Raw genomic sequence first — 15575 nt, 5'->3', positions numbered from 1 at the left:
GTGCCCCCGGCCTCAGGCCTTGCCGGCGACGACGTCGTTCTCCGCCCCATCGTAGAACGGGATGTACCCCTTGTCGGACGACAGGACGTAGAGCGGATCGTCGAACCTGGAGGTGTCGAAGGCCTGCTCGCGAAGCTCGGTCTTGCGGCTCTTGTAGGTGGAGGTCACCTCGAGCTCCTTGGAGAGCCGGATGAACAACGGGACGGCGTACGACGGCAACGAACTGCGCAGGTGCTCGGCGAGCGCGGCGCCGTCGAAGTCGGACTTGTTGTGCAGCCGGACCGCGGCCATGCCCGCCTTGCCGTCGGCCCCCGGCACCGCCACGCCGTAGACCACGGCCTGATCGACCTCGTGGCGAGCGCTGACGGCCGCCTCCACCTCGGTGGTGGCGACGTTCTCACCCTTCCACCGGAAGGTGTCGCCCAGTCGGTCGACGAACGAGGCGTGCTTGAGCCCCTGGTCCATCATGAGGTCGCCCGAGACGAACCAGGCGTCGCCGTCGCTGAAGGCGTCGCGGATGATCTTCTTCTCCGTGGCCTCCTTGTCGGTGTAGCCGTCGAAGGGCTGGGAGTCGGAGATGCCGCTGATCAACAGTCCGGTGCCGCCCTTGCCGACCCTGGTCAGTCGGCCGTCCGCGCCGCGGCGGGGCTCCCCGGTGTCCGGGTCGTAGTCCACGATCGCGAAGTCCATCGGGCAGTAGCCTGTGGTCTTGGCGACGTTGAAGGCGTTGACGAAGGCGATGTTGCACTCGCTGGCCGCGTAGAACTCACAGATCCGATCGACGCCGAACCGCTCTTGGAACTCGTCCCAGATCTCGGGGCGGAGCCCGTTGCCCGTCATCACCCGGATGGAGTGGTCACGGTCGCCCGGGCCGGGCTCCTGGTTGAGCAGGTAGCGGCAGATCTCGCCGATGTAGATGGCGGCGGTGGCCCGGGCGGCGCGGGCCTGGTCCCAGAACTTCGACGCGGAGAAGTGCTCCTCGATGGCCAGACACGCGCCGGCGGCGAGGACGCAGCCGAGGCCGACCGTGAGTGCGTTGTTGTGGTACATCGGCAGCGGGCACAGCAGGACGTCGTCCTTCTTGAGCCGGACGCCCGACAGTCCGAAACCGGCCAGCGCCCGGTTCCAGCGGTAGTGGGACATGGTCGAGGCCTTGGGCAGGCCCGTGGTGCCCGAGGTGAACACGTAGTACGCGGTCTCATTGCCCAGCGTCTCGTCGGCCTCGGGCGGGTTGGTGGCGCCGGCGTCCGCGTCCAGCTTCTCCAGCTCGTCCTCGAGCCAGATCAGATCGGAGAGCTCGTCCGGGCGGTGACCGGCGGTGAAGTCGCGGAACGGGAGGTCGACCTCGGATCCCACGGCGATCAACTCGCCGAGCCACTTCTCGCGGGGGATGGACTCGGCGGCCTCGGCGCACTCCGCCCCGATGAGGACGACCTTCGAGTCGATGATCTTCTGCGAGTGCTCCAGAACCTCACCGCGCTGGTGGTGATTGAGCAGACCCACCGAGGCACCCGCCTTGACGGCACCGAGGATGGCGAGCATGACCTCGGGCCGGTTGACCATGCAGATCCCCACGGTGTCGCCACGCCGGACCCCACGGGCCCTGAGTACCTCGGCGACGCGGTTGGCGCGTCGGTTCGCCTCCCCGTAGGAGACCTCGGAGCCGAGGAACCGCATGAAGGGGGCGTCCGGCTGCGAGGCCGCCAGTTCCTGGAACCTGCGGCCGATCGAGAGCTTGTCGGTCCCCCGGGAGGTGCGGACGACCCGGAGACCACGCAGAACTGTCGGCAGATCCGAGATGAGGGAGGGCAGTCCGCCCGCCAGGTCCAACGGGGTGAGGGTCTTGGCTCCCTGCGATGCCCTGCGGGTGGTCTCAGTGGACGTGGTGGTCACGGCTTCTCCTCTTTCGGGGTGGTGGGTGACGTGGTTGTAGCTGACTCGGTGGTGGGTGACGTGGTAGTTGGCGACGTGGTTGTGGGTGACGCGGCGGTGAGTGACCTGGCGGGATCCCCGGCAAGGCCCCGCCAGGCGAGCTCGACGACCACCCCCGCGGCCACCGATTTGGGTGTGGACCGGTGCGCGACGCGATCGGCGACCGCCTCGCCGGCCCCGACGAGCGCTGTGGCGACCACTTCGAGCACCTCGCGACTGCGCCCGTCCACCGAGTTCTGCGCCAGCAGGTCGGTGGTGAGATCCACCAGGACGGAACGGGTCTTCTCGACCTCCTCGCTGAACGCGGGTTCGGCGACGGCCTGGCGGTACACGACGTTCCAGGAATCCGTGTGATCGTCCACGTAGTCGAGGAACGCCTCCACGACGTTCTCCAGACTGTGACGTGCGCCGGTGCCGCTGGTCGCCGCGGAGGTGAGGTGCTCGATGAGCCGCCCGGATTCACGGGTGACGCACGCGGAGAACAGTTCCTCCTTGGAGCCGTAGTAGAGGTACAGCATCGGCTTGGAGATCTTGGCGTCCTTGGCGATGGTGTCCATCGACGCCGACCGGTAGCCGAGATCGGAGAACACGCGAATGGCCGAGTCCAGCATCTGCTGTTCGCGGATCGCGCGCGGGATGCGTTTCGTCCCCGTCGTCACAAGACTCCTTCCGGCGGGACGTGGTGTCGTGTCCCACACCAACTTACCGGCCAGTAAGTAGTTGTGGGCGACACTCCACGCGATCCGTGGTGTGCAGGGTGATACCCTTTCGGCATCGGCATGCCTCGCGGCACGCGCCAGTGCACACCATTCTCGTGACCCGCAGGGAGAACTCGATGAGCTTCGGTACCGGAGCGCTCGCCAGCGCAGTCGGCGGAATCGTCCTCGGCGGCATCGTCGCCTTCGGCGCCAGCTCCGCGCTGGCCGAGAACTCCATTCCTGAGGTCTCCCAGCCGCCTGCGGACCAGGCCCTCCTGGGCCAGGTCGAGTACGGCGCCCGCTAGTCCCTCCCCGCGCCGGCCGAGGTGACCCGCGGGATCCGTCTCGGTGCAGGCGCGCGCGACGCGGTCGTCGTCTTCCTCGCCTTCCTCCTCCTGGCCTGCCTGCAGGCCCCGGGTCTGGTCGTTCCCGACACCAAGTACGACCTCGTCGTCGACCCGGGTCGCTTCCTCGCGCAGGCCACCCACCTGTGGACCGGTCTGTCGTTCGGCGGTCAGGTCCAGAACCAGGCATACGGGTATCTCTTCCCCCAGGGGCCGTTCTTCGTGCTCTTCGACCTGGTCGGGATGCCCGCCTGGCTGACTCAACGCCTGTGGTGGGCTGTCCTGTTGACGGTCGCCTACGTCGGTGTGGTCCGGGTGGCGGCCGCACTGCGGATCGGCACGCGCCCGACCCGGGCGGTCGCGGGGATCCTCTACGCCCTCGCCCCGCGGATGCTCGGCGACCTCGGCTCGATCTCCTCCGAGATCTGGCCCGTCGCGCTGGCCCCGTGGGTGCTGCTCCCGGTGGTGCGGGTACTGCAGGGACGCATGTCCCCGCGGCGGGGTGGGGCCGGTGCCGCGCTCGCCCTGGCGATGATGGGGGCGGTCAACGCGGCCGCGACCGCCATCGCCTGCCTACCGGCGATCCTCTGGTGGCTGATGTTCCGACCCGGACGGACATGGGCCCGGCTCGCGGCGTGGTGGCTGCCCCTGTCTCTCGCGGCGTGCGTGTGGTGGGCGGTCCCCCTGGTCCTCCTGGGTCGGGTCTCCCCCCCGTTCCTGGACTACATCGAGTCGGCTGAGGTCACCACGCGGTGGTCGTCGGCGACCGAGGTGCTGCGCGGGGCCGCGACGTGGGTGCCGTTCGTGTCCACGGACCGGGTGGCCGGCGCAGCTCTCACCAGCGAACCGGTGTTCGTCCTGGCCACCGGGGTGATGGCGGCTGTCGGCGTGGTGGGTCTGGTCCACCGGGGGATGCCGGCCAGGGGCCGGCTCCTGACCATCGCCGCGGTCGGACTGGTGGCGATGGCCGCGCCGTGGGTCGGGCCTGCCGGCGGTGGACTCGCCGAGGCCCTCCGCGGATTCCTCGACGGCGCCGGCGCGCCACTGCGCAACCTCCACAAGTTCGACCCCCTGCTCCGCCTGCCGTTGGTGCTGGGCACCGCCCATCTGCTGTCGGTCCTCCTCTCCGGCCTGCGCGGGGAGTCCGGGCGATCGCGGCAGGCGCAGCCGGCCGCCGGCGGCTGGACCGCGCTGGCGCACCCCGAGCGGAACCGCCGGGTCGCCGTCGCCATGGTCGTCGTGCTCGCGGGCACCGTCACTGTGGCTCCGGCGTTGCTCGGCCGGCTCGCGCCGGTGGGCGCCCATGCCGCTGTCCCCGATCACTGGGCTGAGGCCGCCGGGTGGCTCTCGGAGAACGCACCGGTGGCCCGGCCGGGGGCCACCGACGTCGACGGTGGCGGTCACGAGATGGACCCGGCCGCGACGACGCGGGCCCTGGTGGTCCCGGGATCGTCCTTCGGTCGACAGGTCTGGGGTGTCACCCGGGACGAACCGCTGCAACCGCTGGCCACCACGCCGTGGGCGGTCCGGGACTCGGTGCCACTGCAGCCCGCGCCGGCGATCCGCGCTCTCGACGCCGTCCAGCGCCGCCTGGCGGACGGCGACCCCGCCCCGGGGATGGCGGCCACGCTCGCCTCGCTCGGTATCGGCTATCTGGTGGTGCGCAACGACCTCACCGCCGACTCCGGCGCGCCCCGGCCGATCCTGGTGCACCAGGCGATCGACGGATCCCCGGGACTGGTCAAGGTCGCGGAGTTCGGGGAACCGGTCGGGGGAACGGACGTCGGTGACGAGGCGGGTGGGGGCGCCACGGTCGACGACCTGGCCACGGTCGACACGGTCGACACGATCGACGACGAGGTGGCCGTGGTCCCCGACTCGGGCCTCCGCCCGGCCTATCCCGCGATCGAGATCTACCGGGTCGATTCCCGGCTGGGCTCGGACGCCGCGTCGCCGGGGCCACCACGATCGGCCACCGCCCCGTACACCGTGGAGGTGCGCGACCTTCCGGTGGTGGCCGGCGGGCCGGAGTCCCTGTCGCGGCTCGACGACCTGTTGGCCGCGCGGGACACGGTCGGGTCCCCCGCCCGGGTGACGAGACTGCTCGAGGTCGACGCCCGGGAGGCGGGCGTGGAGCCCGCCTCCGATCCCTTCCCGAGGCCGCGGCCGGTCGCGGCCACAGGTCCCGTCCTCACGGATTCACCGACGGACCGCGAGACCGACTTCGGACGCCTGGACCACCACTCGTCGGCGGTCCGGTCCGAGGGCGATCCGCGTCGCAGCCGTGGCGCGGTCCCGGACTACGCGGCCACGGTCTCCGACACCGAGCCGGCGCGGGCGCAGGCCCGCTGGTGGGACGCGCGGGTGCGGGTCTCGTCCTCGGCATCCGACTCCGCCCAGATCGGCCCGGTGCGGCCCTCCCGTTCGGTGGCGGCCGCGGTCGACGGAGACCCGGACACCGCCTGGCGTTCCGGGGGTTACGGCACGGCCTTCGGGCAGTGGATCGAGATCGCGCTGCCCGAACCCGTCGACCGGGGCCTGCTCCGGATCACCGTGCCTGTCCCCGAGGCCGGTCCCGAGGCCACCAGTCTGCAGATCCGGACGGATTCTGGCACCACCACCGCGTTCCCGGCAGGTGGTGGTGAGCTCGTCGTGGCACTCCCCCCGGGCCCCACGGAGACCGTGAGGGTCACGGCGACGGGCTTCGCAGACGGGGGTCGGGGAACCTACTTCGAGGTGTCGGACATCGGGCTGAGCTCGGCCGGCGAGGAGATCCCTCTACTGCGGGTGGTGGCGCTGCCGGACCGGCCCGCCGATGCCGCGGCGCCGTCCGGATGGCTGCTGCGCCAGGAACTGGGGGGCCGGTCCGACTGCGTCCACGGCGGCACCCCGGTCGAGGGGCTGGCCGGCGCGGAGGAGGAGACCGGCGCGGTGCGGTGTGCCCCGGAGCTCGCCATCGAGCCCGAGGAGCCGGCCCGTTTCGCCCGCCTTCTCGACGTTCCAGCCGGGACCTCGGTACGCCCCCAGCTCCTCGTGCGACCGAGGGTCGGGGAGGCCCTGGACGACGTCCTGCGTGGCGACCCCACCACCCGCGCGCGCCAGGTCCGGGCGGAGGGGGAGTCCCTGGTGACCGACCCCGCCGGTGGACCCTCGGCGGCCGTCGACGGGGACCGGTCGACCAGCTGGTACGCCCCCGACGTCCCCTCGCCGACGGTGGAGCTGGGGTTGCCCGGCCGCCACCTGGTCGGCTCACTCAGGCTGTGGGCGCCGCGCTCGGACGCACCGGCGGCTCCCGGGGTCATCACGGTGGACACCGGGCTCCAGACCACGCGCGTCGACCTCGACGAGCTCGCGACCGAGGAGGACGGCTCCGTCGTCGTCCCGCTCCCCGCCGACCACACCGATACCGTCACGGTCCGGATCGACGCCGCGGACGAGGTACGGGCCCCGGATGGGACCCGGGTCCCGGCCGGGATCGCCGAGGTGTGGGTTCAGGACGCCGCGGGCGCCCGGATCGGTGCCCTCCCGGCGGCGGATGGCGAACCGGTCACCCTGTCCTGTCAGGACGGACCCCGGTTGGTCGTCGGCGACCGGACGGTCCCCACCCGCCTGTCGACCACGCGGCGCGAGCTGCTCGAGGGCCGCGCGATCGCCGTCGAACCGTGCGACGACGACCCCGTCGCGATGCCCGCCGGGCCGGTGGAGGTCTCGGTGGATCCCGGGGAGGCGTTCTCGGTGGACACGGTGGGCCTCGTCGTCGTCGACGCGGAGGCCGCCCCGGGCGCGCCCGCTCTGGGCGGGGAGCTGCAGGCGACCCGGGCGGTCACGACGGTCCGGTGGGAGGCCTCGCGCCGGGAACTGCACGTGCCCGCCGCCCCGCGGGAGCGCGTCCTGGTGGTGCCGGAGTCGGTGACCCCCGCGTGGCGGGCCCGGCTGGTCGCCGACGACGGCACCGAGTTGCCTGATGCCCGCCCGGTGACCGTGGACGGCTGGAAGCAGGGTTGGGTCCTGCCCGCGTCCGGAACCGGGGCCACGCTCGTGCTCACCGTTCCCCTCGACGGGCCGTACCGGGCGGCGTTGGTGACCGGACCGTTCGCGCTGGCAATGGTCCTGACCCTGTTCCTGCTCCGCGGTCGCGACCGCGCAGGCGCCCGCGCCGAGGTGCGTCGCGGCGGCGGAGTCGTGACCTGCCTCGCGACGGTGGCCCTCGCCTACGCACTGGCCGGACCTGTCGGGCTGGGACTGGCGGTGGTGCTGACCGGCGGTGCGCTCGTGACCAGTCGCCACCTGGGCGCGGGGCGGGCGCGGGACCTGTTGGTCGTGGGCTCGGGTGTGGGGATCGTCGCCGGGGCCGCGGTGCTGTCCCGCGCACCCTGGCCGGACCCGCTGGGGTACGCCGGTGACGGCTGGCTCCCTCAGGTGGCGACCGTGGCGGGACTCGTCTGCGCCGGGGTGGCCGCGGCCTGGCCGTCGGTGCTCGGTGTGCCGCGGGGAGTTCGCCGGGGGGCGGACCAACGACCCGACGGCACCTCCACGAGCGCGTAGCTCGCCGCCGCGAGAACGGTGGAGATCACGACGGTGATCAGCCAGATCTCGAGCATGTGCCCGGAGAACATGGGCACGAACGCGATCTGGAACGCGAAGTGCAGGACCAGGACGTGCCACAGGAACACCCCGTAGGACCACCGGCCCAGCATGCCCATCACTGGGGAGTCCAGCAGCGCGAACCGCTGCCCCCGCGGAGCCAACGTGACCGGCGCCAGCAGACAGAACGCCACCACGGCTCCCAGTGCGGTCCGGGCCGCGAACTCGGGGCCGGACGGGTGCACGAAGCCTTCGGTGAACCACTGCGGGACGGTGCTGACGCCGAGCGCCGCCGCGGAGACGGCCCACCAGCCCCATCGTGCGTGCCGGTGTCGGGCCAGCGACGCCAGCCGACCGGGCGGGGCGGCGGCGAGCTCGGCGAGGATCATCCCCGCCGCGAACCAGGAGGCGAACGCCGGGGGGAGGATCTGGTCGTTGACCCGTTCGGGTAGTCCGAGCCCGTACCAGGGGACCAGAGCCCACGCCAGGCTCAGTACCCCCACGGCGGCGATCACCGGGATCCGCCACCGCGCCGCGCGGCCCCGCAGCCCGGCCAACGCCCACCACAGCAGCGGCAGGACGAGGTAGAACGACATCTCCACGGACAGCGACCACGCGTGGGTCAGGCCCTCGACCAGCGAGTCGGGGACGTACACCTGCGTCAGGGTCAGGTTGGCGATCCAGGTCGAGGCCGAGGTGCGGGCGTTCTGGGGGATGAGGAGGAACGCCGCGGCCACCACGACGAGATAGGCGGGCATGATCCGGACGAGCCGCGAACGCAGGTAGGACTTCGGTGACCGGGCGGTACCGGGTCCGCCCCGACGGGCGTGCAGGGCGTGGGCTCGCCACAGCAGGAAGCCGGAGAGCGCGAAGAACACGGCCACGGACAGGTCGAACCGGCCCCAGAGTCGGTTGATCGCCGATCCCGTGGAGGACCCGGTCTGGAACGCGACGTGAGTGGTGAGGACGGCGATCGCGGCGACCGCGCGGAAGCCCTCCAACGCCGGCACGAACCCGGTCGCGGACGGGAGAGTTCCGACTTGTCGGTCGGGGGTGGCGAATGCGTTCTTCATCACTGTTAATCTTCTCCTGATGATGGTCCGGTCCGGCGACCGACCCGGAAGCTATCCGGGGGTAACCGGTGGATCCAGGGCGACTCCAGGAGGACAACCGATGGCACGACAGAGCAGTTCCGCGGGACGGAGGTCGTCAGTGCCCGCACTGGTCCTCGTCGGGCTCGGCGCGTTCCTCATCACTATCGCACTGGCACTGGTCTTCTTCGTGGTGCCGACGCAGAAGAAGACCCCGCTGGACATCAACACCACCACGGTCACCAACACCACGCAGGGTGCGGTACTGGTCGGCGCGGCACTGGCCGGCAACTCGCCGACCGAACTCAACGCCGACCGCCCCGAGTGCCGCGACGGGGGCGCGAACGACGACGAGGACGCGGCCGGCGGTTCGCCCGACGAAGGCGCGACCGACGACGAGCAGGTCGTCGAGACCCCGGGCGGTCCGGCCGCCGACGACTCGGATGTCCAGTTCCCGGTCACCTGCTTCATCGACAACGACATCCCGCTCTACTCGCAGCGCCGCGTCCAGGCGGTCGAGCCGTCGGACGCCGAGATCATCACGTTCCAGGCCGCGCAGTCGCTGCTCCGTGAGGACAAGAGCGGATCGGACGGGGTAGAAGGCCTGGTCAACGCGTCGATCGACCGGGTCACCGTGGACCGGGTGACCGCCGAGCCGACCGACGAGGCCGTGAGCACCCTGCAGCTGGCCGCCACCGGTGCCGGCGACGAGACCGCACCGGCCGGGTTCGTCCGACGGGGTCTGCAGTACAAGTTCCCGTTCGACACCGAGCAGCGGGACTACGACTACTTCGACGCCAGCACCTTCACCACCAATCCGATCTCCTTCGTCGGTGAGACCACCGTCGGCGGCATCGACGCGTACGAGTTCCGTCAGGAGCTCGGACCGATCGACATGTGGTCCTCGATCCGCGATCATTTCGCCTCGATCAGCGACGGGTACGACCCCGCCGTGGAGGCCGTCCTGGCCAGCTATCGGCGCGAGGGCATGACCGCGGGACAGTGGGGTCTGGCGGGTGACCCGGAGCGTGAGGTCGACATGCGTCGCTTCTACACCAACACCCGCACGGTGTACGTGAACCCCGAGACCGGTCAGGTCGTCAACGGCAGCGAGAACATCTACCAGTTCTTCGCCGAGGACCAGGACGAGGCAGAGGCCTTCGTCAACGATGCGGCGGGCATGGAGGAAGAGCGGGCCGAGCCCACTCGGACGGCCGTCCGGTTCGAGTCCGGGTGGAACGAGGAGACCCAGGAGCGGACCCTGTCCGCCGCCCAGGAGACGGCCGACACCCTCAACACGTTCGGTCGCATCCTGCCGGCGGTGCTGGGCGTGCTCGGCGTCCTGGCCGTGCTCGGCGGGATCCTGCTGGGCGTGCGCGGCGCCGCCGGTGGTCGCACCGGACGGGGGACGCGCGCCACCCGTGGCGCCCGCGGGGACGGGGTAGCCGGGCCGGCGCCGCGCGCATGACGGCCCGCTGACCCGGGCCCCCTTAGACCCGGTCCCCCGCCGACCCGGTCCCACGAGAAGAGCGTCCCGCACACATCGCCCGAGAGGCGGGTGTGCGGGACGCTCTTCTCGTCGGCTGGCCTGGGGTGGCCTGCCAGCTCGGACGCTCAGGCGGGACGGACCCTCAGGGCCCGCCAGCCGGCGACGAGGGTGGTGAGGACGACGACGACGAGGGTCGCCCCGAGAACCGAGGACAACTCCCGGGGCACCGCCCACACGGCCGCGGCGGTGAGCAGCAGGCCGATCCACGCGATCCCCGCCTCCACGGTCCGGTTGGCGGCGATGGTCGACAGGAGGAACGCCTGCAGGACGCTCAGGGTGACGCCGAGGCTCGCGAAGGCCCACAGCACCCCGGTGACCGGCCGGTAGCCCTCGCCCACCACGGCCGGCACGAGCGGCGCCGCCACCACGGCGGCGAGCACCACCACCGCGCCGATCCCGAGCAGTACGCCCACGGCCGAGCGGACCGCACCGCGGTGGCCGGCGGGGTCGGCCATCCTCGGGTAGAGCACGGTGCCGACCGCCTGGGGCAGCCAGAACGCGGCCTTGGCGGCCACCGCGCCGAGCGCGTAGCGGCCGGCGTCCTCGGGCGAGAGCAGAGCGCGGGCCAGGAGAAGGTCGACCGAGGTCAGCGCCATCATCACCAGTTGGACCTGGCCGGCGGCCAGCACGGCCGTCACACCGGGGGACGACACCACGGCGCCGCCGGCCCGGGTGCGGGAACCCCTCGTCGTCGTCGACCTGCCCACCCCGGCGGCCACCAGACGGGCCACGAGCCAGGCACCCGCCACACCGACCGCTCCCGCCGCGAGCGCCGTCCCGACCCCGCCACCCGCGGCCAGCACCGCGACCGCCGGGATGACCTTGCCGGCTCCCGCCAGCGCGAGCACCATCGCGAGGGCGCGGAACCGCTCGGCGCCCTGCAGCAACCCCTGTTCGGCGGCCAGCAGGCACAACACCGGCCCGGGGGACAGCGCGGCGGCGGTGGCGAGGACAGGGGTGTCGAGCAGGTGGGACACCGGGGCCACGGCGAGCGCCGCGATGAGCGCCACGAGTAGCGCGACCCGCGCGCCCAGGGAGCGCAGTGCCTCGTGCGGGACCCCTCTGACGAGCTCCCGTGCCACGACGGCCTGGAGCGCCAGCGACGGCACCGCGACCAGCAGTTGCGCGGAGAGCAGGGCGGCGAACGCGCCGTACCCCTCGGGCCCGAGCCAGCGGGAGGCCGGCAGGTGGAGCAGGTACGCGGCGATGTTGGCCACCAGGGACCCGAGCGTCACCGCCCCGGCACCGGTCAGGAAACGCCTGGTCGCGGAGCCGGGTGCCGCCGCGCGTGCCTGAGGGTCCACACCGGTGATCGTAGGGTGTCGCCCGCGACCTCGGCGCGTCGGACGGCATGGTGGAATGTGCCCATGTCAGCCACCGGGACCGGTCCGCGCCACGGACCCGCGGGTCCGGGCCCGGTTCCGGTTCCGGTGCCAGATTCGCGGGTGGCCGTCGCGGTGGATGCCGCGGTCGGGGTGGTGATCACGGCGCTGTTGCTGGCCGGCCTGGCCCGCCCGGGGTTCCCGTTGCTCCGGGACTGGGTGGCCACGCCGACTCCGCCGCTGTCGGACGCCGCTCTGGGCCTCGGCGAGTCGGCGGCGCGGGCGGTGCCGCAGGACGTGGCGGTGGCCTGGGCGACCCGCGCTCTGGAGGGCATCGGACTGCCGCTGTGGCCGCTGACGGGGCTGCTCACGGCGGCGTTCTGCGTGTGGATAGCGGTCGCCGCGGGCGCTCTGGTCCGGCAGGTGGTCCGCGGGGTGACCAGTGCGGGCGTCGACACCCCGGGGTGGTCGGGCCACCTGGTGAGGCTGCCGGCCGTCGTGGTGGCGGTGTGGAATCCGCTGGTCGTGGAGCGTCTCCTCCAGGGCCACTGGTCCCTGCTGGCCGGGGTGGCCGCGGTCGTGACGTTGCCGGTGCTGCTGGCCGGCCCGAGGCCCCGCCTCGCGGCGGCGTGCGCGGCGGTGGCCGTGGCGGGGCTCACCCCGATCGGCTGGGTGCTGGCGGTGGTGGCCGCAGCGGTGTCGTTGGCCTGCGGGGCGCGCCGACGGGCGAGGTCGGCCGCGGTGCTCGCGGCGGTGGCCGCGGTGACCGCGCTGCCCTGGGTGCTGGCCACTGTGCTCGGGGGCGGCGGGGCGGGCGGCGTCGGCGAGGGCGGCGGGTTCGCGGTCGGAGGGACCCCCGGGGTCGCTGCGTTCGCGGCCCGCGCCGAGACCGGAATCGGCACCCTGGGCTCGGTGGTGGCGCTGGGCGGGATCTGGAACTCCGCGGCCGTCCCGCCCTCCCGCACGAGCTGGTGGGCGGCCGCGGCACTGGTGCTCCTCCTGGCGGTCTGGGCCGTGGCGGCCCCCGGAATCTGGCGGGCCCGGCGTGACCCGACGGTCCGCGCCACGGTCCCCCTCGCGCTGGTCACCTGGCTGCTCGTGGCCCTGTCGGCGACGGCCCCTGGGATCGCCGCGCTCGCGGCGGTGGTCGACGCGATCCCGGCGGCGGGCCTGCTGCGCGACACCCAGAAGTTCGTGGCGCTCGCCCTGCCGGCCACCGTGCTCGCCTGGGGCCTGGCGGCTCGGGCGCTGGCCCCCCGGCTACGACCCGTCGGGGCGGCGGTGCTGCTCACGGCCGTGGCCGTCGCCGCCGTACCCGACGCCCCGCGCGTGCTGTGGGACTCGCTCCATCCGGTCACGTACGGCGAGGGGTGGGCCCGGGTGGCGGAAATCGTCGACGGCCGGCCCGGCGACATGCTGGTCCTGCCGGCCGGGTCGTTCCGTTCCACCCCGCTGTGGGCTGGCGGGGCCGCCGTGCTCGACCCCGCACCCCGGATGCTTGACACGCGGGTCCTGGTCCCCGGTGATCTGGTGGTGGGCGGTGCCGGCACGGTGACGGGGGAGGGTGACCGCGCCCGCGAGGCCACCGAGGCGCTGCTACGCGGCGACCACCCCCGCACGCTGACCGCACTGGGGGTGCGGTGGGTGCTCGACGAGCGCACCTCCGCCGGCCCCCGGGGGGAGTCCGACCGGACTCTGTCGGCGACGACGACGAGGTTCGCCGACCCCGAACTCGTCCTCTACGAACTGGGTGGGACGGACGGTCAGGAGCTCGCCGTGCCGCCGCCCGCCCCGCCGCCCGCGTCCCAGTCCTCCCGGGCTGCGGTCCTCGCGGCGCACGTGGCGTGGCTGGTCACCGGTCTGGCGGCGATGATCCTCGCCGCGGTGGGCCGCCGATCACCCCGGTGACCCGTCGTCCTTCGGTGACGGCGGTGAGGACCTCCGCCATCGCCGACGCGGTCGCGGGCCATGAGAGCGCGGCGGCCTTGCGTCGCGCGGCCTCGCCCATCCGGTCACGGAGTTCGGAATCGGCCAGCAGACGTTCGGTGGCCGTCGTCATGGCCGCGACGTCGTCCACGAGCAGGCCGGTCTCGCCGTCGTCGATCGAGTCCCGCAGCCCGGCCGCGTGGTGGTATCCGATGGTGGGGACACCGTGCTGCGCGGCCTCGGAGACGGCCAGACCCCACCCTTCTTTCCTCGAGGGCATGAGGTGGAGCGTCGCGGCGGCGAGGATCCGGTGCTTGGTGGCCTCGTCCACGTGACCGTGGAACACGACCGCACCCGCGGGGTGACGGGGCCCGGCGCCGTCCTGACCCCTGTCTCGGTCTCGGTCCTGGTCTCGGTCCAGACCCCGTTCGGCCGCGTACTCGCGGAGGCGGTCGGACCACCAGCCACTGCCGATGACGTCCAGCACCAGGCCGGGGTGGGTCCCACGGAGCGCCGCCACGACGTCCAGGGCGTCCTCGACATGCTTGTGCGGCACGAGTCGGGACAACACCGCCAGGTGCGGGCCGTCGGCGCGGGTCCCGGGCCCGCCCGGGCGCACGCCGTCAGGCAACGGGTCCAGACCGTTGCGGACCACCGCGATCCGCTCCGGAGCCACTCCGAGCTCGACGAGCTCCTCCGCCGACGGAAGTGACACGGTGACGTACTGGCTGCCCGAGTGCACTCGCGGCGAGAGGCGCGACTCGATCCACCAGCCGATCCTCGAGACCAGCCACCCGGCGACGGGCCACTGCTCGCGGTGGATGTGGTGGACCAGCACCACCACGGGCGCGGTGGTGGCGAAGCGGGAGAAGAACGGGACGCCGTTCTGGGTGTCGACCACGACGTCGGGTCGTCGCAACCGACCGAGCGGGCCCACCCCGAACCGACCGAGGAGAATCGCCCCGAGTGCCCGCGGGTACACGGTGAAGCGGCCGCCGCCACGGCTGATCGTGACCCCTGCCCCTGCCCCTGCCGCTGCCGCGGAACTTGGCCCGGCCCCGGCGAGACCTCGTCTCACGTCCGAACGGGGCGCTCCACGGGGACGGGAGGTCCGGTAGACGACGGTGTGCCCGGCGGCCGCCAGGCCGTCCGCGACGTGCTCCAGGTAGCGCTCACTGCCGCCGCCCTGTGGATGGGTGCTGTCTCGCCAGCACAGCAGCAGGATTCGAGCCACGGCGCACACTGTACGCAGCGCGGATCGGCCACGGGCCCGCCGGTATCGTCTCCGCTGTGACCCCACCTGCAGATCATCGGTCCGGCGCGCTCCGTTCGGTGGCCCGCCGGGCGAGTCTCGGACGCTCGCTCGGTCTCCTGCGGTCGTTCCCGCTCGAGCAGTCCGACCCGGATGCCTTCTACTCCGGCTTGGCGCGCGACACGGTCGAACTGGTGGCGGACCTGTGGGCGGACGCCGGGGACCTGGCGCCCGCCGGGCCGGGGGCGAGACTCCCGGGCCTCACGGTGCTCGACGTGGGGGGCGGGCCCGGGTACTTCTCGGACGCCTACGCCGCCGAGGGGGCGCGCTACGTCTCCGTCGAACCCGATGTGGGGGAGATGTCGGCGGCCGGACTGGACCAGGCGGGGTCGGTCCGGGGGAGCGGGATGTCGCTGCCCATCCGGTCGGGCTCGGTGGACGTGTGCATCTCCTCCAACGTGGCCGAGCACGTGCCCGAGCCCTGGACGATGGCCGAGGAGATGTGCAGGGTGACGAGGCCCGGCGGCCTCGTCGTGGTCTCCTACACCCTGTGGTACGGCCCGTTCGGTGGCCACGAGATGGGAGTGACGCACTACCTCGGTGGGCATCGCGCGCGGCGACTGTACGAACGTCGCCACGGCCGCCCGCCGAAGAACGTGTACGGCGAATCGCTGTTCCGGGTGGGGTGCGCCGAGGGTCTCGAGTGGGCGCGTGGGACGGGATCGGGTGACCTGCTCGCCGCCTTCCCGAGGTATCACCCACGGTGGGCGTGGTGGCTGGTGCGGGTGCCGGTGGTGCGCGAGGTCCTGGTGTCGAATCTCGTGGTGGTGCTGCGGGCGCGCTAGCTGTTCTGTCCACGCAGGTTGGGTACGCGGTG

General features: G+C 72.8%; 9 protein-coding genes and 1 pseudogene. 5 read left to right on the top strand and 5 right to left on the bottom strand.

Translation table 11 applies throughout. The features are described 5' to 3' along the window. Positions 1–12: 12 nt before the first annotated feature. Positions 13–1893: a long-chain-acyl-CoA synthetase gene (locus CEY15_RS12165; RefSeq protein ID WP_095718665.1), complete on the bottom strand. Its 1881-nt coding sequence runs from the start codon at positions 1891–1893 to the stop codon at positions 13–15. Further along, positions 1890–2591 carry a TetR/AcrR family transcriptional regulator gene (locus CEY15_RS12160; protein WP_245847600.1) on the bottom strand — a complete coding sequence of 234 codons (702 nt, stop codon included), beginning with the start codon at positions 2589–2591 and terminating at the stop codon, positions 1890–1892. Before CEY15_RS12160 ends, CEY15_RS12165 begins: the two co-directional genes overlap by 4 nt. A gap of 155 nt (positions 2592–2746) precedes the next feature. On the opposite strand from CEY15_RS12160, the gene CEY15_RS12155 reads away from it, so the two are divergent. Continuing rightward, on the top strand, positions 2747–2935 hold the full coding sequence (locus tag CEY15_RS12155) for a DUF2613 domain-containing protein (protein WP_245847599.1): 189 nt from the start codon (positions 2747–2749) through the stop codon (positions 2933–2935). Positions 2936–2956: 21 nt separating this feature from the next. Further along, positions 2957–6478, top strand: a pseudogene (locus tag CEY15_RS18805) (alpha-(1->3)-arabinofuranosyltransferase domain-containing protein); the annotation flags it as partial. A 911-nt stretch (positions 6479–7389) separates the two neighbouring features. Here CEY15_RS18805 and CEY15_RS12145 read toward each other — a convergent pair. Further along, complete coding sequence (locus tag CEY15_RS12145; protein ID WP_176475102.1) at positions 7390–8631, bottom strand: acyltransferase family protein; 1242 nt, start codon at positions 8629–8631, stop codon at positions 7390–7392. 100 nt (positions 8632–8731) lie between these two features. Between CEY15_RS12145 and CEY15_RS12140 the strand changes: the two genes are divergently transcribed. After that, complete coding sequence (locus CEY15_RS12140) at positions 8732–10117, top strand: DUF3068 domain-containing protein (RefSeq protein WP_245847598.1); 1386 nt, start codon at positions 8732–8734, stop codon at positions 10115–10117. Positions 10118–10263: 146 nt separating this feature from the next. Here CEY15_RS12140 and CEY15_RS12135 read toward each other — a convergent pair whose 3' ends face one another. Continuing rightward, on the bottom strand, positions 10264–11502 hold the full coding sequence (locus CEY15_RS12135) for an oligosaccharide flippase family protein (RefSeq protein WP_095718661.1): 1239 nt from the start codon (positions 11500–11502) through the stop codon (positions 10264–10266). A gap of 126 nt (positions 11503–11628) precedes the next feature. Here CEY15_RS12135 and CEY15_RS12130 point away from each other — a divergent pair, with 126 nt between their 5' ends. Next, positions 11629–13428 carry a hypothetical protein gene (locus CEY15_RS12130; protein ID WP_245847597.1) on the top strand — a complete coding sequence of 600 codons (1800 nt, stop codon included), beginning with the start codon at positions 11629–11631 and terminating at the stop codon, positions 13426–13428. Here CEY15_RS12130 and CEY15_RS12125 read toward each other — a convergent pair. Beyond that, the gene (locus CEY15_RS12125; RefSeq protein ID WP_095718659.1) at positions 13373–14680 is read right to left on the bottom strand and encodes a glycosyltransferase family 4 protein; all 1308 of its coding nucleotides are present in this window, start codon (positions 14678–14680) and stop codon (positions 13373–13375) included. The genes CEY15_RS12130 and CEY15_RS12125 overlap by 56 nt on opposite strands. Positions 14681–14736: 56 nt before the next feature. Here CEY15_RS12125 and CEY15_RS12120 point away from each other — a divergent pair, with 56 nt between their 5' ends. Beyond that, on the top strand, positions 14737–15543 hold the full coding sequence (locus CEY15_RS12120; RefSeq protein WP_042329186.1) for a class I SAM-dependent methyltransferase: 807 nt from the start codon (positions 14737–14739) through the stop codon (positions 15541–15543). Positions 15544–15575: the final 32 nt, after the last annotated feature.

The sequence above is a fragment of the Dietzia natronolimnaea genome (assembly GCF_002289575.1).
In the GTDB taxonomy this organism is placed as follows: domain Bacteria; phylum Actinomycetota; class Actinomycetes; order Mycobacteriales; family Mycobacteriaceae; genus Dietzia; species Dietzia natronolimnaea_A.
Note: the sequence above shows the minus strand (reverse complement) of the source record. Positions and strands in the feature narration are given on the sequence as shown.

Bases quoted from the DNA above. Each gene is read 5' to 3' on its own strand.
- CEY15_RS12140 (WP_245847598.1), top strand. From the start codon at position 8,732: ATGGCACGACAGAGCAGTTCCGCGGGACGGAGGTCGTCAGTGCCCGCA.
- CEY15_RS12145 (WP_176475102.1), bottom strand. From the start codon at position 8,631: ATGAAGAACGCATTCGCCACCCCCGACCGACAAGTCGGAACTCTCCCG.